At 48.5% G+C, this 21,230-nt stretch carries 19 protein-coding genes and 1 pseudogene; 4 read left to right on the top strand and 16 right to left on the bottom strand.

Annotated features, from left to right (window positions below; all coding sequences use genetic code 11):
- Positions 1-287: 287 nt before the first annotated feature.
- From AC14M5_RS22790 to AC14M5_RS22755, 8 genes are all read right to left on the bottom strand, one after another.
- Positions 288-1,010 (bottom strand): cytochrome c biogenesis CcdA family protein, encoded by a 723-nt coding sequence (locus AC14M5_RS22790; protein WP_484032021.1) that lies wholly within the window; start codon positions 1,008-1,010, stop codon positions 288-290.
- Positions 1,011-1,101: 91 nt separating this feature from the next.
- A complete protein-coding gene (locus AC14M5_RS22785; RefSeq protein ID WP_484032020.1) occupies positions 1,102-2,253 on the bottom strand; it encodes a L,D-transpeptidase in 1,152 nt (383 codons plus the stop codon).
- 208 nt (positions 2,254-2,461) lie between these two features.
- Positions 2,462-3,133, bottom strand: a complete 672-nt coding sequence (locus AC14M5_RS22780) for an alpha/beta hydrolase (RefSeq protein ID WP_484032019.1) — start codon at positions 3,131-3,133, stop codon at positions 2,462-2,464.
- Positions 3,117-3,344, bottom strand: coding sequence for a hypothetical protein (locus AC14M5_RS22775; RefSeq protein ID WP_484032018.1), 228 nt, complete (start codon positions 3,342-3,344; stop codon positions 3,117-3,119). Before AC14M5_RS22775 ends, AC14M5_RS22780 begins: the two co-directional genes overlap by 17 nt.
- Complete coding sequence (locus AC14M5_RS22770; RefSeq protein ID WP_484032017.1) at positions 3,344-4,222, bottom strand: patatin-like phospholipase family protein; 879 nt, start codon at positions 4,220-4,222, stop codon at positions 3,344-3,346. The genes AC14M5_RS22775 and AC14M5_RS22770 overlap by 1 nt, the downstream gene beginning before the upstream one ends.
- Positions 4,223-4,493: 271 nt before the next feature.
- The gene (locus AC14M5_RS22765; RefSeq protein WP_484032016.1) at positions 4,494-5,549 is read right to left on the bottom strand and encodes a CAP domain-containing protein; all 1,056 of its coding nucleotides are present in this window, start codon (positions 5,547-5,549) and stop codon (positions 4,494-4,496) included.
- A 55-nt stretch (positions 5,550-5,604) separates the two neighbouring features.
- Positions 5,605-6,303, bottom strand: a complete 699-nt coding sequence (locus AC14M5_RS22760; protein ID WP_484032015.1) for an NBR1-Ig-like domain-containing protein — start codon at positions 6,301-6,303, stop codon at positions 5,605-5,607.
- An 81-nt stretch (positions 6,304-6,384) separates the two neighbouring features.
- Complete coding sequence (locus AC14M5_RS22755; protein WP_484032022.1) at positions 6,385-7,527, bottom strand: aminotransferase class V-fold PLP-dependent enzyme; 1,143 nt, start codon at positions 7,525-7,527, stop codon at positions 6,385-6,387.
- Positions 7,528-7,663: 136 nt separating this feature from the next.
- Here AC14M5_RS22755 and AC14M5_RS22750 point away from each other — a divergent pair, with 136 nt between their 5' ends.
- Together AC14M5_RS22750 and AC14M5_RS22745 are read left to right on the top strand one after the other, a co-directional pair.
- Positions 7,664-9,109, top strand: coding sequence for a pyridoxal phosphate-dependent decarboxylase family protein (locus AC14M5_RS22750; protein WP_484032014.1), 1,446 nt, complete (start codon positions 7,664-7,666; stop codon positions 9,107-9,109).
- A 110-nt stretch (positions 9,110-9,219) separates the two neighbouring features.
- A complete protein-coding gene (locus tag AC14M5_RS22745; RefSeq protein WP_484032013.1) occupies positions 9,220-10,665 on the top strand; it encodes an MFS transporter in 1,446 nt (481 codons plus the stop codon).
- A 37-nt stretch (positions 10,666-10,702) separates the two neighbouring features.
- On the opposite strand, the gene AC14M5_RS22740 is transcribed toward AC14M5_RS22745, so the two are convergent.
- On the bottom strand, positions 10,703-10,888 hold the full coding sequence (locus AC14M5_RS22740; RefSeq protein ID WP_484032012.1) for a hypothetical protein: 186 nt from the start codon (positions 10,886-10,888) through the stop codon (positions 10,703-10,705).
- Positions 10,889-11,073: 185 nt separating this feature from the next.
- On the opposite strand from AC14M5_RS22740, the gene AC14M5_RS22735 reads away from it, so the two are divergent.
- On the top strand, positions 11,074-11,955 hold the full coding sequence (locus AC14M5_RS22735) for a DNA-methyltransferase (RefSeq protein ID WP_484032011.1): 882 nt from the start codon (positions 11,074-11,076) through the stop codon (positions 11,953-11,955).
- On the top strand, positions 11,933-12,664 hold the full coding sequence (locus AC14M5_RS22730) for a PmeII family type II restriction endonuclease (RefSeq protein ID WP_484032010.1): 732 nt from the start codon (positions 11,933-11,935) through the stop codon (positions 12,662-12,664). Before AC14M5_RS22735 ends, AC14M5_RS22730 begins: the two co-directional genes overlap by 23 nt.
- Before the next feature lie 183 nt (positions 12,665-12,847).
- Here AC14M5_RS22730 and AC14M5_RS22725 read toward each other — a convergent pair whose 3' ends face one another.
- The 7 genes and pseudogenes from AC14M5_RS22725 to xylA all read right to left on the bottom strand — a co-directional run bounded on the left by AC14M5_RS22725 (position 12,848) and on the right by xylA (position 20,869).
- Positions 12,848-13,840 carry an aldo/keto reductase gene (locus AC14M5_RS22725; RefSeq protein WP_484032009.1) on the bottom strand — a complete coding sequence of 331 codons (993 nt, stop codon included), beginning with the start codon at positions 13,838-13,840 and terminating at the stop codon, positions 12,848-12,850.
- A gap of 225 nt (positions 13,841-14,065) precedes the next feature.
- A pseudogene (locus tag AC14M5_RS22720) lies at positions 14,066-14,197 on the bottom strand (family 1 glycosylhydrolase); the annotation flags it as partial.
- 20 nt (positions 14,198-14,217) lie between these two features.
- Positions 14,218-16,692 carry a glycoside hydrolase family 94 protein gene (locus tag AC14M5_RS22715; RefSeq protein ID WP_484032008.1) on the bottom strand — a complete coding sequence of 825 codons (2,475 nt, stop codon included), beginning with the start codon at positions 16,690-16,692 and terminating at the stop codon, positions 14,218-14,220.
- 146 nt (positions 16,693-16,838) lie between these two features.
- On the bottom strand, positions 16,839-18,335 hold the full coding sequence (xylB, locus tag AC14M5_RS22710) for a xylulokinase (RefSeq protein ID WP_484032007.1): 1,497 nt from the start codon (positions 18,333-18,335) through the stop codon (positions 16,839-16,841).
- Positions 18,336-18,436: 101 nt separating this feature from the next.
- Positions 18,437-19,348, bottom strand: coding sequence for a hypothetical protein (locus AC14M5_RS22705; protein ID WP_484032006.1), 912 nt, complete (start codon positions 19,346-19,348; stop codon positions 18,437-18,439).
- Between the two features lie 17 nt (positions 19,349-19,365).
- Positions 19,366-19,581 carry a hypothetical protein gene (locus tag AC14M5_RS22700; protein ID WP_484032005.1) on the bottom strand — a complete coding sequence of 72 codons (216 nt, stop codon included), beginning with the start codon at positions 19,579-19,581 and terminating at the stop codon, positions 19,366-19,368.
- 121 nt (positions 19,582-19,702) lie between these two features.
- Entirely contained in the window at positions 19,703-20,869 is a 1,167-nt protein-coding gene (xylA, locus tag AC14M5_RS22695) for a xylose isomerase (RefSeq protein ID WP_484032004.1), read from the bottom strand.
- Between the last annotated feature and the right edge of the window lie 361 nt (positions 20,870-21,230).

Here is a 21,230-nt window from a genome sequence, read left to right as displayed (position 1 = left end):
AGACCCTAGAGACTGTCTAAAATCTCAACTTTATATATGGATTTGTAGGGACACAGCGAAACGATTTACGGCCAAAATCTTGAATTGACTCGCTGTGCCCCTACTTTTCAGACAATTTCTAAAGGTTTTTGTTGCAATCAAAACTATATTTTTACCAGAGTTCTTCTTGCAAACTTTTCATATCGTTCGCTAAAACCTTTAGCGTCTATCAATTACAGTGTTTTTCTTTCGCTCTTTCTGCCCCAAAGGGTGCTTTGCGAAGCCCCCGAAAGAGCGAAAATTGCAGACTAAATTCCAAAATCAAAATAGAAGAACTGGCCTTGCTGGGCGATCAGTTCAAATATGCCCGTGAAGAGCATGATACCTACGATCACAAGCACCACACCCATTGCTACTTCAACGTAATGCATGGCCTTGTTATATTTTTTTAGAATGGTCGTCACCCAGCCAATACCGAGCGCGGCCACCAGGAAGGGAATCGCCAAACCTGCCGAATAAAATGTAAGCAGCGTGGCCCCATGTGAGACAGAGCCGCCATTGATCGCAAGAGTGAGAATCGCACCGAGGACGGGGCCTACACAAGGAGACCAACCCGCGGAAAAGAATACTCCCATCAAAGCAGATGAAAGATAACCTAATTTTGGGTCGGGAGCTTGCTGTACACGTGTGTCATAGGCAAGGAACGGGATGCGAATCACACCGATCATATGCAGACCGAAGATAATGACGACGATGCCGCCGATCTTTGCCAGCCAACCGCGCAGATCGTAAAGTAATCCGCCCGCAAAGGAAGCCGCCACACCCAGCAAAATGAATACAGCGCTGAAGCCTAGCACAAAAGCCAAGCCGTGGCTAAAGGTCAACCAGCGATTGGGCTGGTCACCCGAACCTGCCGCGCGTCCGCCCAGATAACCCACATAAGCAGGTACGAGCGAAAACACGCAAGGTGAAAGAAATGAGGCCAACCCGGCCAGAAAAGCCAGCCACACAGTAATTTGAGAAATTTCCATGAATTTTTAGATCCTCAATATGACAGGGACTCCGCCCTGCGTGCAATCTGAAATCAGGAGATTTCAGACTCCGCCAGGTGTATGCTCCAAATTAAAACGTTCGCTCAGTTGATTCTACAATCGTGCCGTGATCGGGGAGGGACATGCGCATTTCACTTTGAGCAAGGGAGATGTAGGGCGTCGTCCAGCGGAATATCCATTTTGCATTTTCAGGCGAGACGTTAATACAGCCATGCGAGCGTTTCTCGCCAAAAGCATTGTGCCAGAAAGCGCCGTGAATGGCAATGCCCTCGCCGCTGACAAACGTAGACCAGGGAACCGCTGGAGTGGAATAACCAGACTGGGCAGAGCCAGCGGTCATGTTTTTAGAAATAATTTTCCAATGGGTTATTAAGTTACCAGCCGGGGTCGCATACTCATCTGATATTTCGCCTGTGACGGGGTCATAATCTTTTCCAGTAGAGACGCGGCAAAAGAAGACTTCATTTTTACCTTCGAAGCAGGATAAATACTGATAATCAAGGTCTACGGAGATCGTCTTCTCGGCCGGGTCAATATTCGGGCTGATGGGGGCCACATCATCTTCAGTGAGAACCTTAACACCCGCGCCATCCAGCCAGAAGAATTCACCGTAACCGCCATATCCATAACCATGTCCGTTGGCATCCTCATTCCAGCGATATTCCACGAAGCCGTTATTCTGGCGGATCTGGTCGATCCATACAACCTGACCATAATAAAGGCGGGGCGGAAAATTATAAACAATATGATCCTGAAGCCAGGGTGAGGCAACAACGCCTTCATGCGTCAGGTCAATGTAAGGCACGGTCACTTCCACCCAGAAGCCGGTCTGACCGGCGGGCATTTCTGTGATCGGTGTATTGGGAAGGTTGCGAGTAGGTTGAACCACCGAACCATAAACATACCCCTGAGGCGTCTCAATATAACGCTGGTTGGACAGGCCAAAAATCACATTTCCAACCACTTCGCGGTTCCATTCCACAAGAGTGTCCGCTCCTAATGTTGTGATTGGGGTATCCAAATTAGGGTCATCGGTAGGGCGAGCACGAAGAGGAGCATCATCCACTACGCGGCCAATGATCTCGCTGATAGGGAATTGCGGTAATCGCTTCGGTGTATACAAGGCTTCAAGCCTGGGATATTTAAATGGATTGAACGCCATTGCGCCCAAGCCAACCCCTGCCAGTTTTAGAAAGTCACGTCGTGATAGTGGTCTTCTCATAATGCACCTTTTGCTATGATAAAAAATTAGGTCTCTTGCATAAGTATTTGTAGGGCAGCTTTGTAACCCGCCAAAACTCATGATTCAATCAAGCGTCAGGCTGCAAGCCTGACCTACAATCAACTTTCGCAAGGGTGCCTAAAGGATACTTGCAAATAATATCAGCGTCAACAACGGCGTGAGCATAAATTAATCTTGCCCGCGCCTCTTATTCCCCAGCGGAAGAAGCGAGATAACTTTCAAGTGCACGCAAACATTTGGCACTCAACTTATGGCCGACCTCATCTTCGCAATATGTCACCTGCGCACCGGCTTGCTCCAGCAATCCAACCGAAGTGCGCGCAAGATCAATAGGAACCATTTTATCTTGCGTGCCATGCGCAACAAAAATATTTTTCCCGACAAGCGGCTTTTTGGAAATCAAATCGTCCAAGCCAGGCGACACAAACCCCGCCAGCACACCCATCTTGCCGACTCTATGCGGATACAACATTCCAATCACATTGACCATTGCCGCGCCCTGGCTGAATCCCATTAAGTCGAATTGCTTCGCTTCCAACTTAACCGAAGCTGAGTACTCGTCAATTAAGCGGATCAGCGCCTCAGCTGCGGGTAAAAGCTTTTCGAGGCTGGGCACACCAAAAGTCCCAGGTTGAAGCGAACGCCACGAAAATCCAGCTGGGTCGGCAGAATGAGGCGCACGCGGCGCAAGCATCCAATAATTGGGCGAGAGTCCACGAGTGAAAACCCACATTGAGTTTTCATCGCCCGTCCAACCATGAATGAGGAGCAGCAAACGCGGCTTTGCAGATTGCGAAGGGCGAATGCGCAGCGTCCATTTATTAAATTCAATTAGTTCGGTGTTAATCTCGGTTTGCACGTTTTACGATCCAATCCAGTCCGAATAAGGCAAGGAAAATTAAAGCAATGGGAATCAACGCGCCAAGCAAACAAAGGAAACCAGAAACGGCCGCGCCAAATCCATAGATGGCCCAGATCAAACCAAGGCCGATAATAAATAACAAAAGGAACGCGCCGATCAAAATGCGCGTGTTGGTGTCCTTCACGTATTTGCGTAAATCACGGCCCATTAATTTGATCCAAAAATGGCTCTGCCGAGACGATTCTGCCATGAAACAACACGCTTGAGCTGCGGCAAAACTTCTTCAACGGCCAACTCACCAAGCTGCGCCACATCAGCGATCACTACTTTATCAAGTATATCGATATCGTACACCGCCGGGCGGATAATGACATCGGGTTTATCCAATTGCAAACGCAGGTGCGCTACAGCACGGCTGCTGACATCGACTGAGCGTAGAAAAATATCGAGAGACTGTGCCAGGGAAATACGAGTCAGGCGTTCGGCAATAGGGCGCGGCAGGATGCTTGGCACATGAAAGGCATATCCGCGCACCGGTTGATCCATGGGAACGTTGAGCACTACCGCAACAACCGGCAAATCAGGCGACAATGTACGTGCCACGGAAACCGGGACAGGGTTCAATACACCGCCATCCACCAACTCCCAACTGTTTAAATAGCTTGGAGGGAAAATTCCAGGCAGGGCAATCGTTGCAAGGACTGCTTCTTTCAGACGTCCTTCAGCGAGGCTTACCTCGGTTCCAGTCTTTAGATCCACCGCCGTCACCGCGCAAGGGATGCGTAGATCATCAAATGTTTTATCTCCCAATACTCTTTCAAGCAGCTTGCGAACCCCTGCAAAACCCCATAAAGAGGGACCATCACCGCTGCCATGTCCGTATATGCGGGTTTGGTCAACCGACTCAAAAATGGATTGAATATCCTGCGGCGAATGACCAGCCGCGTACAAAACACCGACAAGCCCGCCAAAGCTTGTGCCTGCAATCGAACGGATTCTAAAACCTTCTTTTTCAAGCCGGCGAAGTACGCCGATATGGGAATTTCCCTTAGCCCCGCCACCGCCTAATGCCAATGAAATATCCATGTTAATTATCGCCTGCCTCATCAATCAATGAACTTTTTGCTGTAAATTGCAAGTGAATATTACATCTCCTGTCTAGAAAATTATGCGATACGGTGTAGACAAACCTTTCTTTACACTATTTTATAGACAAGCCGAACGGAAAGGATTTTACCTTATCCAGTATTTACCAAATTTTCGCTTAAACCTATCCTTCGACTTCGCCGCACAAGATCAAGAACGTGCGGCTCCGCTCAGGACGAAGCACACCACAACAAGAGAATACCTGTTTATATCAATTCGGGTCGCGGATCAACCAGACGGCCACACCTGCACCTATAAATGCCGCGAGGATCAAAAGAACAACCAGAAACTGGGATGATGCGGGAGATGAAATTGGTTCTGCAATTTCCACAACAACCTCTGGTATGGAGGTTGGGTACAAGTCCGTTGGGAAAGCCATGGCAGATATAGTAGAGGCAGAGATGGTTGTGATTGTTAATACTGGTGTTATCGTAAGTTCGGGCATGGCAGTTGATGTAGGAACCAGTGGGGCTGGTTGTGTAGCCGCTTTTTGTACCAATAATAGTTGCCCTTGATATACGACCAGGTCTTCGCCCAGGTTGTTCAAAGCCTGGATATTCTTGATGGTTGTGCCGTAAGTAATGGCGATGCTCCACAAAGTTTGACCATATTGCACTTTATGGAAAACATCTCCATCCGGGCGTGCAGTGCTCATGACCACGGGAATCATGTATTGACTAACTCCCGCTGCCGCTGCAGATCCGCCGGGGACGCTGGTGAGAATTGCGGATGCACTACTCTGCATTTGGCCGCTGCCAGTTGCGGCGGCGGTATCGACTGCATAGAAATAGCCATCTGCGCCTTGCGAAACGCCTGCGCCAATATGAGTGTAGTTTTGCGAAAGCATGGTATTCATGTGTTGTTCATCCTGCCAACCCAGCGGGACGCCATCCCATGCGAGAGGGCCGCTACTGCTCAAAATATTTTCTGCACGAAACCCGCCGAGGGACAGGTCACCTGAAAGCGGAAAGCCAAGTGAAAGCAATTGCTGGGTATAAGTGATTCCACCCGGGCGCGAATGGGTCACCTGCCCGGTAGCCGCCATGTAATCAGCTTGTGATTGCGCGGTTTGCATCAAGATGGGATGTGTAGCCAGAGGTGGCAATCCGTATGAGAGGCGCAAGCTATTCACGGCTTCAATAAGCTGACCGGGCGTAGTGATCTGGGTTTGCGCCGGGGAATTCGCAGAAGCTTCGGTTGTAGGAATCAGGCTAATGGTTAGCGAGAGAAGCGCCAGCAACATAATATAGCTTATCGGCTTTCTCATATAGAAATCCGATTTGTGTGAGGCAGGAGTCTGCATTTATTCAATATCAAGCGGCTTAGTCAGCCACTACGAAGGAAAGGGTCAAAGTTGCGCCAAACATGTGTCCGTCGCCATCTGCCATACGCCAGTAGCTGGTATGGGTACCGGCTTTTTTAGGTGCGGTTACATGGATCGAAACCTCAGCCCAATCCCAAACTGTTACTACCCTGTCGATATGATCGCCTGAAGCGTCCAGGCCATCACCACCCGAGAGCAGAACCAACTTGTAGCGATACAACCATTCACATGTGCCTGTATTTTGCACCTTCCAGGTCTTGGTAAATTCCTCATCTTTTTGGAACACCGTTCCAGCCGGCACGCTCACATCGCGGATAAAAGCCAGGTTGTTGCACCCATAGGCCAATGCATTTGCATTTACCGTTGCAGTCGCCGGTGTGCCTGTAGTAGTTGGCGCACCGGGTGTGAATGTGTTGATTGCTGGCGCGAAATAAACCACAGTGGCTGAGGGTGACGCGAAAGTAGGAGATGGAAAGGGTGTGAAGGTCGGTAAAAATGTGGGCGTTGAGATGGGCGTAGCGGTTTGCGGCGTGTACATGGCGGTCTGTGTTTCAAAAAAAGAATGGACCATCGTGCCAACGCTGGCAGTCAACAACTCCTCAAGGGCTGGCTGTTCAGTTGCAGTGCCGCCGCCACAAGCCGAGATGAAGATTGAAATTAACAATAAGATGAAAATACTTTTCAGAACGAGTTTCATATCAGTGCCTCCGTACAACCTATCATACTTGAAAATTCAGTATGGAAAATAATAGGAAGCTGAAAATATGTTTGCGAAGAATCAGGCGATCATTCCTTCTAGGGCTTTGAGCAGGGTATCCATATCACGTTGTGAGTTGTATCCCTGTACAGAGAGGCGCATTAACTTGTACTCGTGCCACTCGAACAATGGGATTTCGATGCGATATTCGTCGTAAAGCCTTTGCTTGAAGGCCAGGATGTCGGTATCTGCCGGGAGCCGAGAAACTGTCATTTGGGCGAACCAGCTTTCGGCGGAGGGATGAAGCGGAGTCAATCCCGTTAATGTGTTGATCCTTCGCCAAGTGTCACATGCCAATTGATGGCAGGCGCTTCGGACTTTGTCCCAATCATGCTGCTGCTGAAATTCAATTGCCGCAGGGACGGATAAAAACGCCGCGATGTCACGCGTGCCCCACCACTCGTGATGATCGATGAAAGTGGAGCCGCTCGGTGTCTCGGATTCATATCCCCACGAAACGACCAAGGGCTTGAGCAAATGCTGAACTTCAGGCCGCGCATACAAAAAGCCAACACCCTTCGGACTACAAAGCCATTTATGCAAATTTCCAGCATAGAAATCGGCGCCGAGCGAATCAAGTTGAAGCGGCAATTGACCCGCCACATGCGCGCCATCAATGATGGTGAGGATGCCTTTCGCGTGCGCAAGTTGAATGATTTTTCCAACAGGAAAGATCGTGGCCGTTGGCGAAGTAATATGGCTAAGAAACAGGACACGAGTTCGTGGTGTTACACCTTTCCAAAAAGATTCTATGAAGGCATCCTGCGAAGTTAGATCAACAGGTTGATTGACATACGTGAAGCCACGTTCTTTTGATAGAAAACGCCAGGTGCGATCCATTGCACCATATTCATGATTGGTAGACAAGACCTCATCACCAACACCCAACTCCAGTGAGTGCGCCACGATGTTCAAGGCAATTGTCACATTTTGAGCATAGACCAAATTCTCGGCACAAGTGCCGAGGTATTTTGCAAGCGCTTCGCGTGAGTTGCGCATGAGGTCATTGTGACGCCTGCCGAGGAATTCAACGGGCTGATTCTCAAGTTCACGCTGCCAGCGTTGATATTCTTTGAAAACAGGTTTGGGAGTTGCGCCGAATGAACCATGGTTTAGAAAGGTGACAGATGGGTCGAGGAGGAAGTGTTGTTTGAGCTTGAACATGAGGTGATTATAAGGGATTGCAATTGAGTTAAATCCAAAAAGCCCTGAAATAATTCGGAGTCTTTTTGTGCAAAATGGTTTCATTTCTCATTTCCCCTCAATCTGAAATGAAGAAGAAGCATGTTAAACTATTCGAATGACGCTCCCATTCCCCTCCACTGGAAAATCAAAAGATGAAGTCCTTGCAGCCATGCGTGCCGCACGCGACCATGATGTGCAATGGCAAAAGGGACGCGCTTTCAGTCTCGTCTATCACGCTGGCAAAGATGTAGATGATCTGCTGAAAGAAGCGTCTCTTTTATTTTTCTCCGAGAATGGTTTGAACCCCACCGCCTTCCCATCACTGCGAAAATTTGAAACAGAGATCGTTGCGATGGCAGCCTCACTTCTGGGTGGTGATGATAATGCCGCAGGGACAGTCACTTCCGGGGGAACAGAATCCCTTTTGATGACGGTCAAGACCGCTCGTGATTGGGCACGTAAAAATCACCCTGAGATCAAACAGCCGGAGATGATCCTGCCCATTACAGGACATCCAGCTTTTGAAAAGGCAGCAGAGTATTTTGGAGTGAAGTCGGTTCATATCCCCGTTCGGGCTGATTACCGCGCCGACGTAGAATCTGCGCGAAAAGCTGTAACTGCCAATACCATCCTGATGATCGGTTCTGCCCCGGCGTACCCGCATGGGGTGGTGGATCCGATCCGCGAGTTGGCAGCAATTGCCCAAGAACACGGCATCCTCTTTCACACGGATGCTTGCGTTGGCGGTTTCATGCTGCCCTTCGTACGCAAACTCGGCTACCGCGTTCCCCACTTTGATCTATCAGTTCCCGGTGTAACCTCAATTTCCGCGGACTTGCACAAGTATGCCTATGCAGCTAAAGGTGCATCCGTCATTTTATATAAGACAGCGGAATTACGCCGTTTTCAAATGTTTGTTCATACCGATTGGCCGGGCGGAATTTATCCGTCACCGGCGATGGGAGGCACACGCCCGGGCGCTCCGATAGCGGCGGCATGGGCGGTGTTAAATTATCTGGGAGAATCTGGTTATCTTGAAATGACCGATCTCGTTATGAAAGTCACACATCGTTTACAGGAGGGTGTGAATGCCACGCCCGGATTAAAAGTTATCAGCAACCCAGAGATGAGCGTGTTCGCGATTGGCTCCGATGGGCTGGATGTATATTCCCTGGCCGACGAACTGACGAAGCGCAACTGGCATCTTGATCGTCAACAGTTTCCGCCGACGTTGCATATGACTGTGCAGTTTGGTCACGTCAGTGTAGTGGATGAATTCCTTAGCGATTTAACTGATGCGGCACACGCCATTCGCAAGCCAAGTTTTGAGAAGACAGCCAACGCATGGTTGATCAAGATCGCTAATTTCCTGGTGCGGATCCTGCCCGAAGTGTGGGTCACAAGTTTGATGGAAAAAGTATCAGGCTTGATCGGAGGTGGAAGCGGGCTTCCGAGCAAGATGGCTCCCATGTACGGTCTGATTGGTTCACTTCCAAATCGAGGAGATTTGAAAGAAATGGTGTTGGACTTACTGGATGGGATGACGCGTTATAAAAAATGATGTCGTTGCGAGGAGAGTGTTCTTCTCGACGAAGCAATCTCCTATTGCGATGAGGAGACTGCTTCGCATAAACCGCTCGCAGCGACATAAATCTCGCCAAAGGAAAAAATATGACCACAAACATCAAGCAGGGTTATCTTCCATTTTGGACAAAGCTGGCCTACGGCACCGGTGATTGGAGCCTGGCCAGTTTCGGAACGCTTCGTCAGGTATTTTATGCAATCTTTCTGACAGACGTGGTGGGGCTGGAGCCGCGCCTGGCTTCCTTCGCGGCATTGATCGGCATTATCTGGGATGCGATCAATGATCCGATCATCGGCACGATCAGTGATCGCGTGCGTTCACGTTGGGGACGACGGCGTCCATTCCTTTTACTTTTTTCAATTCCATTCGGGTTGAGCTTCGTCGCTCTATGGTGGGCACCGCCGTTTGAAAATCAATACCTGCTGGCCGCCACCGTCTGCCTGACCTTTATGTTGAGCGACACACTTCAGACTCTGGTATCCATTCCGTTTTATTCTCTGACCCCAGAAATGACATCTGACTACGATGAGCGAACCAGTTTGAGCGGCTACCGTATGTTCTTCAACCTACTGGCTTCACTGGCTACCGCAGTTGCTGCGCCATCCATTGTGGATGCGGTTCTGGCAGGCGGTGCGACTCAACAGCAGGGATACTTCATTGTCTCTGCGTTATTTGGCGGATTAGCCATCATCCCATTTTTTGTGATCTTTGCAGTTGTACGCGAACGCGGCAACGCTGATGACGTGGCTGAACCCAAGATTCCGTTTTTACAAACTTTACGCACCTCATGGGAAAATGTTCCCTTCCGATTTGCAACCGCCCTGTATATGCTCAATTGGATCACCTTCGACCTGGTTGCATTGGCATTGCCATTCTTTCTGGCTTACTGGGTTGCGGATGGCAACCTGCTTCAAAAGGCGCTCGGACTTTCGCTTGAGTCAGCCGTCTTTGCCTGTCTGCTGGTGACCTCGGTCATCGTCCTGCCGTTTTGGGTTTGGCTGGCGCGCAAGCTTGGAAAACAGCGGGCCTACATTATCGGTATGACCTTTTGGGCACTCGTGCAACTCTTGATCTATTCCATTCAACCGGGGCAGATCACTTACATCCTTGTGCTGGCCGTTATGGCAGGCATCAGCGTCTCAACAGCGCACGTTTTACCCGATGCCATTTTCCCGGATGTAATCGAATGGGACGAATTGCGCACGGGCCGCCGCCGCGAGGGGATCTATTACGGCGTCAAAAATTTTGTCCGCAAGTTGACCGGTGCCCTGGCGATCTTCATTGCCCTGCAAACCCTTGGCTGGTTCGGATATCAATCTCCTCCCGTTGGCGCGACACAATTTTCTCAATCTGCACCCACGTTACAAGCTATTCGCTTTTTGATCGGGCCTTTGGGAACATTGCTTCTATTCAGCGCAGTAGCGATGGCGTGGTTCTACCCGTTGACCAGGGAAAGGCACGCCCGAGTCCGCGGTATGCTGGAGAGGAAGAAAGAAAGAGCCATTGCAAAGGAAGCGGAGTCCCGTTTGTAACCCCTCCCGGCGTAGACTCATGCAATAACATCTGGTGTTACTTCTGTTTTGAGAGTTGTTGGATTCTTTTTCGCTGCCTCACGATAATGACAACCAATGTAATAGTCAATATAGGCCAGATGATGACAAAAACCCAGACATTGATCTCTTTATACGTAATGCCAAAGATGTTTGCCCAATAAATCAATACATTCACGCACCAGTCGAAAATCTGATCCATCATGTTTGCCTCCATTTGTTCGTGATATTGGTTTCGCGTTTCTGGATCGGATTTTAAAGTGTGTGGACTTTCAAAATCTCTCTTTGTCTCTCAAATTTTTATTCATCTTTCCTCCCGCACGGACTCTCACCAAACCAAATAGTATCTGTGAGAATATCAATCTAATGTGTAAGGGTATAATCTATTCCATGAAACATGTCGAAGCTCATTTAATGCTTGGTGATTGCCGCGAAGAACTCAAAAAACTCAAAGATAATTCCATTGATTTGATATTTACATCACCACCATATGCAGATAGCCGCTCGCATACCTATGGTGGAGTTCGTCCAGAAAAGTACGTGGAATGGTTTCTACCCATTTCAGGAGAATTGTTACGCGTCTTAAAGCCAACCGGTACTTTTGTCTTGAACATAAAAGAAAAGGTAGTAAGTGGAGAACGTCATACTTATGTGATTGAGCTTATTTTGGAAATGCGTAAACAAGGATGGCTTTGGACAGAAGAGTTTATTTGGCATAAGAAAAATTCCTATCCTGGCAAGTGGCCGAATCGTTTTCGTGATTCGTGGGAAAGATTGTTGCAGTTTAATAAAAACCGACACTTCCACATGTATCAAGATGAAGTTATGGTTCCAATGGGAGATTGGGCAAATAGGCGACTTAAAAACTTAAGTGAAACAGATAAGGTGCGGGACCCTTCCCGCGTTGGTAGTGGCTTTGGAAAAAAAATTTCAAACTGGATAGGGCGAGAAAAAGCCTACCCTGCAAATGTATTGCACATGGCGACCGAAACAAAAAACAGAAACCATAGTGCTGTTTTTCCAGAAGATTTGCCAGAATGGTTTATTAAGCTGTTTACTAAAAAAGGCGATTGTGTTTTAGACCCATTTATGGGCTCAGGCACAACTGTTTTTGTTGCTCAACGCATGGAACGAAATGCAGTAGGAATTGAAATCCTACCTGAGTATTTCAAGGTAGTTCAACAAAGTGTGAAGTCTGCTGTGGAAACACGCCCCGCGCAAATGGCTTTACTTGAAAAGAAGGGAAAATATGCGACCAATAAATCTAAATGACGTCGTTGATTTTGTTGAAGGTAACATTGGAGAGTTCCATGAGCGTCGCGCTGGCAGTCTCCAGAGTTTGAAATTAACTCAGGTTTTGAATAGGAAAAATCCATACCTCTTCAAAGCAAAAAACATAAACGACGCTCACGATTTAGTAAAACTTATTCTCGATGCCCATTTATCTTCACAGGAAGAAACTATTTTTGGCGAGTTCTTGGAAAAACTCGCCATATTTGTATGTGGCATGGTTTTTGGAGGAAGAAAATCTTCCGCTGAAGGAATTGATTTAGAATTTACGCGAGAGAATGTTATATACATTGTCGCTGTGAAATCTGGACCCAATTGGGGCAATAGCAGTCAAATCAAGCGAATGGTGGACAATTTCAAGCAGGCTAAACGAATTTTACGAACAAGCAACAATAAGGCAAATATACAAGCAGTAAATGGATGTTGTTACGGGCGAGATAATCAACCCGATAAAGTTGATTATCTAAAACTTTGTGGCCAAGAATTTTGGGAATTTATTTCTGGAAATGACAGTCTGTTTGTAGATATAGTTGAACCACTTGGCCATAGGTCAAAAGAACGTAACGAAGAATTTTTCACTGAATATTCTCGAATATTAAATCTCTTCACTCAAGAATTTATGGATGACTTCTGTGTAGAAGGCAGGATTGATTGGGATAGATTGGTGCGATTTAATTCGGGAAAGAAATAATGATGTTTTAGAAAAACAAAATGAGACAGACAATTGTCTGTCTCATTTTGTTTTTGCTTTATTAAACTACCTTTTATCATCTTCTCTCGCCCCTTCGTTCCATCTTCTCCTCAAATTCTCAGACCACACGCTCACACGGCTTTGCCACCTATGACAAAAACGTCAGGCTCACGCTATTTTGTTTCAGTTTTTCAACTCATACTTCCCAACAATGGATTGAATCTCCTTCACCTGCGCATCCATCAACGGACCGAATTCCATTGCGCCCGCGTTATCTTTCACCTGCTTCACAGATTTGAATCCTGGAATGGGAACCATGCGTTCATCCAATGCCCAAATATATGCCAGTGCGCCCTGCGCCATTGTCCGCCCGTTGGAGGTGAGGATGTCGCGGATTTCGTTCACTATATTCAAGCGTTTGACCATCTCAGGGTCGGAAAAATTTGCTCGTGAGCGGATATCGTTTTCAGGGAATGTGGAAGTCGAGCTGAACTTGCCTGTCAAGATGCCTTTGTTGAGCGGGTCCTTATTGATGCCTGCCAGATCAAAGTCTGCGCAAACTTTGCGCATGTCAGCGTTGTCATAGATGGCATTCAAACGGAATTGAGTGGAGGTGCAATGTGTGCCAGCCGCAAATTCGCGAGCACTATCAACCACATCTGTGCTCCAACCATACCAGCGGATCTTGCCTGCGGATACCAACTCTTCCAAAACCACTTGCAACTCCAAAGCCAGCTTGGGGTCATGCCCGCCTTCGTGCAATTGATAGATGTCAATGAAATCGGTTTGTAAACGGCGCAGGCTGTTCTCCACATCCTTCCGCACATTCTTGATGATCTGATCGGAATCGCCGTAAACCGTTTTTTCTTTCTCGTTGACGATATGCCCGAACTTGGTAGCGATCACTACTTTATCGCGTTTGCCTTTTAATGCTCGTCCCAAAACGATTTCGCTATGACCTGCTCCGTAATTCGCGGCAGTGTCAAAGAAGTTGACTCCCATCTCCAGGGCGGCATGAATCGCGCGAATGGATTCGTCATCATCTGTGTTTCCCCAGCCTGCAGGGAAGGGTTCATTCCCCGGCTGCGCCCAGGTCCACGGGCCGCCGATTGCCCAGCATCCCATACCCAACGCACTAACTTCCAATTTGCTTTTGCCCAAAGTCCGTTTTAGCATTTGCTTATCCTTTTTCTCCACCGTACAAATGTCATTGCGAGGAGGGCTTTGCTCTGCCCGACGAAGCAATCCCCTGTTTTAGGGAATAATGAGATTGCTTCGCCGCCAAAGTACAAAAGCGGCGGCTCGCAACGACATCAACTCATAGAATGCACGGTAAAGAAATCCTTTTTATGAGAACCACTGTTGAGTCTGAGTATATCGCCAAAGCCTTCGTTTCAAGTTGGGCGTATAACTAAACCGATCCCAAATGCTTTCGCCTTTTTCATCCTCATTCCATGCACCCTCAATTTGATAGGACGCAGTTGCAGCGCCCCAAACAAAGTCGCTTGGAAGTTGAAATAATTTCTTATCCATTGTTATTCTCCAATGAGGCTTTATAGAATCGTAACACGCACACAAACTTCTTTTACATTATCAGCAGGCAGCGGGATGATGTTCCCGTCAATGGACTTTCCATCCACCTCAAGCTGGATTCTGTTGCCCGGGCCTTTTCTCTCCGCCTGAATAACGTATCGGACTCCCCGATAACTGCGAGCCACCTCAAAGTTCCCCCACGCTGACGGGACAACCGGCGCAACCTGCAAGCCGTCATACGTGGGGCGAATGCCCAGTATCCACTGCGTGATGGCGACATAATTCCACGCGGCAGTGCCAGTGAGCCAGGAATTTTTTGCCTCACCGTGTGTGGCCGCATCCCTGCCCGCGATCATCTGGGCATAGACATACGGTTCGCAGCGATGCAGCTCGCCGATCTCTTCACGCGCTGATGGATTGATGCGCGAATAATAATCGTGCGCCTTATCCCCGCGCCCGATCTTCGCTTCTGAGATCATCACCCACGGATTGGTATGACAGAAGATTCCCGCATTCTCTTTATAGCCCGGAGGATATGATGAGATCTCACCCAAATGCAAATAATATTTGCTAAAAGCAGGCTGCTGCAAAACGATGCCATGCGGCGTAGCCAGATGTTCACCAACAGAATTCATTGCTTTTACGGCACGTCCATCTTCAACGCCCAAACCTGCCATCACACAAATCCCTTGCGGCTCGATGAAAATCTTTCCTTCATCATTTTCTTTTGAACCCAGCACGTGACTAAAATCATCATACGCGCGGCGGAACCAATCTCCATCCCAACCTGCGGCCCAGATGGTGGATTCCATTTTTTCGCAGGCAGTTTGCAAGTCAGTGATGGAAAGTGGAAAGTGGTGAGTGGAGAAATCCACTTTCCACTTTCTACTTAGCTCTATCATTTCCTTCGCCGCCAAAACAAACAACCCAGCGATGAAGACACTCTCCGCCACCTTGCCATCTTTATTGGTTGTTGTCTGGAAGGATTGACCTGGCGTATCTGAAAAACAATTCAGATTCAGGCAATCGTTCCAATCCGCGCGGCCAATGAGCGGAAGTTGATGCGGGCCAAGACGATCCAGTGTGTATTGAATGGAACGCTGTAAATGTCCGTACAGAGCTTCTTCGGAACCTGGCTTGTTATCGTAAGGGACCTGCTCGTTGAGAATACTGAAGTCGCCCGTCTCTTTGACGTACGCCGTCACGGCCAATACCAGCCATAACGGATCGTCATTGAAACCTGAGCCAACGTCATTATTACCGCGTTTGGTCAGCGGTTGGTATTGATGATACGCGCCGCCTGTCTCAAGCTGTGTGGCCGCGATATCCAAAATGCGCTCACGCGCCCTCTCAGGGATGAGATGAACGAAACCGAGCAAATCCTGTGCCGAGTCACGGAATCCCATTCCGCGCCCGATGCCGCTTTCAAAATATGAAGCTGAGCGACTCATGTTGAAGGTAATCATGGTCTGATATGCATTCCAAATATTAACCATGCGATTGGTATGCACATCGGGCGTGCTTACTTGAAATTTCTCAAGCAACCCTTCCCAGTGAACGCGCAAAGCCTGAAACGCCTTTTCAACTTCATCAGCTTTCAAATATTTGGAAATGATTGGAAGCACGGTGCGCTTGTTGATTGTCTGAGATTCAGGAGGATCGAATTTCGCATCCTTCGGATTCTCGTGATACCCGAGGATGAAAATGATCTTTTTCTGTTCCCCTACCTTTAACTGCACTTTGACATGGTGCGAGCCAATTGGCTGCCAGCCATGTGTGATTGAGTTTGCCGATTGACCAACTTCTACAACTTTCGGAGAATCCCAACCGCGATACGAACCGAGGAAATCATCGCGCTGGGTATCAAAGCCAGTCAGTTTTTCAGAGCAGGCAAAATAAGCAAAGTGGTTGCGGCGTTCGCGGTATTCGGTCTTGTGATAGATCACATCGTCGACAACCTCGACCTGACCAATGGAATAATTGCGCTGGAAATTTGTTGCGTCATCCATCGCGTCCCAAAGGTTGAACTCAATCGCAGAGAAGACGGATAAGTCCGCAACTTCGACACGCTGGTTGGTGAGTGTCAATTCCCAGATTTCAAGATTCTCACCCAATGGCACAAAGTACCGGGTTTGTGATTCGATTCCCGCCAATTTTGAGCGAATGCTGGTGTAGCCCAAGCCGTGACGACATTCGTAGAAATCCAGAGGCGTACGAGTCGGCATCCAGGTTGGGGACCATGTTCGGGCGGAGTCCGAGGCGTTGTTATCGCGCAGATAAATGTAACGGCCGCCAGAATCCAGTGGAGCGTTATTATAGCGATAGCGAGTCAAACGTCGCAGGCGTGCATCCTTGTAAAAAGAATATCCGCCTGCGGTGTTGGAGATCAATCCAAAATAGGATTCACTGCCGAGATAGTTGATCCATGGCAAAGGAGTTTCAGGGGTTTCAATGACATATTCACGACTGGAATCATCAAAATGACCATAACGCATAATAACCTCATTGGCTACGTCATTGCGAGGAGGGTGTTCTTCCCGACGAAGCAATCTCATACATAGTTGGAGATTGCTCACCGCACTGCAACAAACTCAGTGCGGTGCAAGTGTCGTGCGAAAAGCATCCCCTTGCAATGACGAGATTAAGTAGAACTCAACTTCTCAAAACTTGTTTTCAACGTTGGATACAACTCTTGATAAAGCGGATACATCTTTCGATAAATCTTTACTTGCTCATCATCGGGCAGTGTCTGCCCAGTAATGCGGATAGTTTCCTTGCACGCCGTTGGAACGTCTGCCCAAGCACCTGCGCCAACACCTGCAAGAAGCGCCGCGCCAAACGCTGCACCTTCAGATGTATTCACCGTGACCAACTCTGCTTCCAAGACAGAAGCGAGAATTTGTCGCCACAGCGCACCCTTCGTCCCGCCGCCAGAAGCGCGGACTTGTGTAATCTCTCCAAGGCCAGCATTTTGGATCAACGTGAAGCTATCCTTCAAACCAAAAGCAACGCCTTCCAACACGGCACGCGTCATGTGCGCGCGCGTGTGACGAAGAGTTAATCCAATGAATGAACCGCGTGCCAACGGATCAGGATAAGGTGTGCGTTCGCCGCTCAGATACGGAAGAAACAACAAACCTTCGCATCCCGCAGGAGTAGACTCTGCTTCCTTCACGAGATCATCAAAACTCATCTCAGGTGCAAGCGTGTCGCGATACCATTGTAGGCTGCCCGCTGCCGAAAGCATCACGCCCATAAAGTGCCACATGCCAGGCACCGCATGGCAAAACGCGTGAAGCCTTCCCTCGGGTTCGATCAACGCCGATGGAGTCGTTGCGAAAATCACGCCGCTTGTTCCGACTGTCAGCCCGACAATACCCGCTTCCACCGCGCCCACACCCACCGCCTGCGCAGCCTGGTCACCGCCGCCTGCCGCGACGGGCGTACCAACTTTCAGTCCAGTGATCGAAGCGGCTTCTTCGGTGATATGCCCCGTAAATTCAGTTCCTTCAAACGTGTGCGGCATCCAAGACTTATCAATGCCCAACGCATCCAAAACTTCAGCAGACCAATCACGCGCTTTCAAATCAAACAGAACCGTGCCCGCACCATCCGCCTTATCCATCGCATACTCACCTGTCAACTTCAGGCGGATGTAATCCTTCGGCAGCAAAACATGCCTGGCCTTCGCATACACCTCGGGCTCGTTTTCCTGCACCCATAAGATCTTCGGCGCGGTGAAACCCGTCAGCGCAACATTGCCCGTGATTTGAATAAATTTTTCTTTTCCAATTCGTCGATGAATTTCATCGCATTGACTCTGCGTGCGCTGGTCATTCCACAGGATGGCAGGACGCAGCACATTGCCCGCTTCATCGAGCAGGACAAGCCCATGCATTTGCCCCGTCAAACCGATGGCGGCGACCCTTTCCCCGCTCACACCTGCTTTTTCCAAAACGGACTTAATACTCGCTGCCACCGCATCCCACCACTCAAGCGGATTCTGCTCCGACCAGAGGGGCTTTGGCGTTTGAAGCGTATGAGGCGAGGATGCGACTGCAATCACCTCCCCACGCAAGTCAATCAATAATGCCTTACTGGATGTGGTGGATGTATCGATACCGAGAAAGTAATCCATAGTCATTATTCCAATCTAAACTAGTGCAGCTCAAGCCGCCGTCCTCGGCGGCGCTTTCGAGCAATCTCCGCGCCATCCCCGGCGCAGAGAGCGGACTGTCATTATTCCAATCCCAATTTCTCCACAATCGCTTGCACATCCTTTTCATTGCGAGGGCGATCAATTCCACCATAGAGTTCCCATCTTTCTTCATGCATCGCGGTTGCGCCGGGAGCGATCGTTTCGATCGGCGAGAGGGTTTCCAGTTCAATGAATTGATGATTGCAATAACATTCGCTCGAACTGCCAAAATCATAATAACGCGAATTCGCATCATAGCCTGCACGTTTTACAAAAAGTGTTTCATTGAGCCAATACGCCAGCCAGCCCCGCGGATTCGGGAACCCAACTTTGAAAGCTTCGTTCATCTCCGCGCGCACCAAAATATAGTTCTGTCCCCAACTCACATTTGGGTTAGATAAATTCGTGTAAGGCCAGAGTGTTAACGAACGATTGGGCAACACACCTGTGTCTTTGCAATTCTGTGGCAATATTGCAACTCCCCCGGTCTTGAATTGTGTAATGGCCCACGGCGAGCAGGTGACCGGCCACAGACTATGATTGGACAAACGATGTGTAATCACAACTTGTGACGCTGTTTCTGGAAAACGAATTTCCATCGATTTCTGCAAGCCGGTCTGGGTTTCCACATCTTGCGTTACCAATAATCCGTTCTCAACGGGAATGATCTCAACGGGAGAATCATCGGGGAGATAAGTACGACGAGGTTCCTCTGGCGAATGCCAAAAACGATGTCCACCATAGAAATGATATGTTCCAGTACCGGGGCAATCTGTTACAAAATCGGATAGCTCTGCCAGTAAATTTTCGCCACCAGCAAACCTCAAAGATGAAATGCGCGGTCCAACTGATTGAGTAACCAATAGCTTCAATGACTCATTCACTAATGAACAGCAATCCTGCCCTAAAAAACTTATAGTTTCCATGTCGCCAGTTTGGTATGTGGATGTCATTGAGTCACCCCGCAAGTTTATTGAACAGCGGTCATAGTTTGGGCAAGCGTCGATACGCCCGCAATACGCGTGATCTGCCCAATGCCATGCTTTAGTTTGTTTGAAATCTTTTCCTGATCCAGCTCACCTTTGGTTTGCAGGTCGTACATCCAATAAGATTCAATCTGGGCAAGCTTCTCATCGAGACTCATATCTGAAATTATTTTGTTTGCACATTGTTTGATGGAGTCCATGGCGCTCTCGTTTTTTATCTCTTGTCTCATAATAAAGTAAAACTTTTTGTTTACTAAATTATGCGATACTCTGTAGAAGTAGAACGACTGAAGTCGTTACTACGATTTTGTGATCTTCGGATTATCTTGCGCCGAGCAAAATATCGATGGTCAATTGATCGAGACGTTCGTATTTCAATCCGCGTTTGCCAAGAGCAATGCGATCAAAGGATTGTGCTTTCAATGCAGAGGCTTTTTCGGAGCTGTATTTTCCAAAATATTGATTCATGGAGCCGTCATCTGCATTGATCTCAGCCAGAAGGGCTTGCACTTCTTTATCTACGTTAAATTGCGCGGCTTTATCTTTGAGTATCGAATAGGTGCGCATACAACCGCGCGCGAAATCCTTCACGCCTTCGTAATCTTCTGTGCGATAGGCATGAGCATCGAAGTGACGCGGGCCATCGTATTTCACATCTTCCAAGAACTTGACGAGATAAAAGGCAGCCTTGATATCGCGTGAACCAAAGCGCAGATCCTGATCGTAGCGGCCAGGATATTGATCATTGAGGTCGATGTGGAATAATTTCCCCGCTTCCCATGCCTGAGCAACGCCGTGCATGAAATTTAATCCTGACATGTGCTCGTGCGCCACTTCGGGGTTGACTCCTACCATTTCGGGATGGTCGAGTGTTTCAATGAAAGCCAGCATGTGTCCTGTAGTGGAGTTGTAAATATCCCCGCGAGGTTCGTTGGGCTTGGCTTCCAGTGCGAATTTCAGGTCATATTTTTTGTCTTTTACATATTCACATAGGAAGTTCATGGCTTCACGGGATCGTTTGATGGATTCAACCGCGCTTTTGCTTGAATCAGTTTCAGTGCCTTCACGTCCGCCCCAGAAGACATAGGTCTTCGCACCAAACTCCACGCCCAGGTCAATGGCGATCATTGTCTTTTGAAGTGCGTAGGCGCGCACCTTCGGGTCATTGGATGTAAAAGCTCCATCTTTGAAGACCGGATCACTGAACAGGTTTGTTGTCGCCATTAGGACGATGACACCAGTATCGGAGAGCGCTTTGCGAAAATCCTTTTTAATCGCATCTGCTTCTGCTGGTGTGGCATCAATCGGGATCAGATCGTTATCATGGAAGTTGACGCCATATGCTCCAACCTCACCAAGCAGTCGTACGAGTTCTGCGGGCGTCTTTTGTTCACGGACAGGGCCGCCGAACGGGTCGCGGCCAATGTTGCCTACAGTCCAGAGGCCGAAAGTAAATTTATGCTCAGGCCTGGGGGCATATTCAGACATGGTATTACTCCTTGGATCAATTCCTCTGTTTGAGGGAAAATCGTCTCCGTCCCCCACCTCCGTGCCTGGAGGTGGGGGGTGCATAAGGAAGAGAGAGAATGAGTAAAGATAAGAACTCTGTTATTTGGAAGGCAGTCGGTTCAAAGCGGGGTGGCGCATCACTATCCCGCAGGAAAAAACTCCTTTGGCTGATTACAGGATAAAAAGTTTTGGGGTGAAAGGCAAATTAATAGCATTGCCTTTCACCCCATAATTCACTTGCTAGCTACTATATTACTTGGGCCAGGACGCGTCGATGGCCTGCATTGCTGTATCCAAATCTTCAGAACCGGCAACATAGCTGGTGATGTGCTCCCAGAAG

The organism is Candidatus Villigracilis sp., assembly GCF_057083605.1.
Note: the sequence above shows the minus strand (reverse complement) of the source record. Positions and strands in the feature narration are given on the sequence as shown.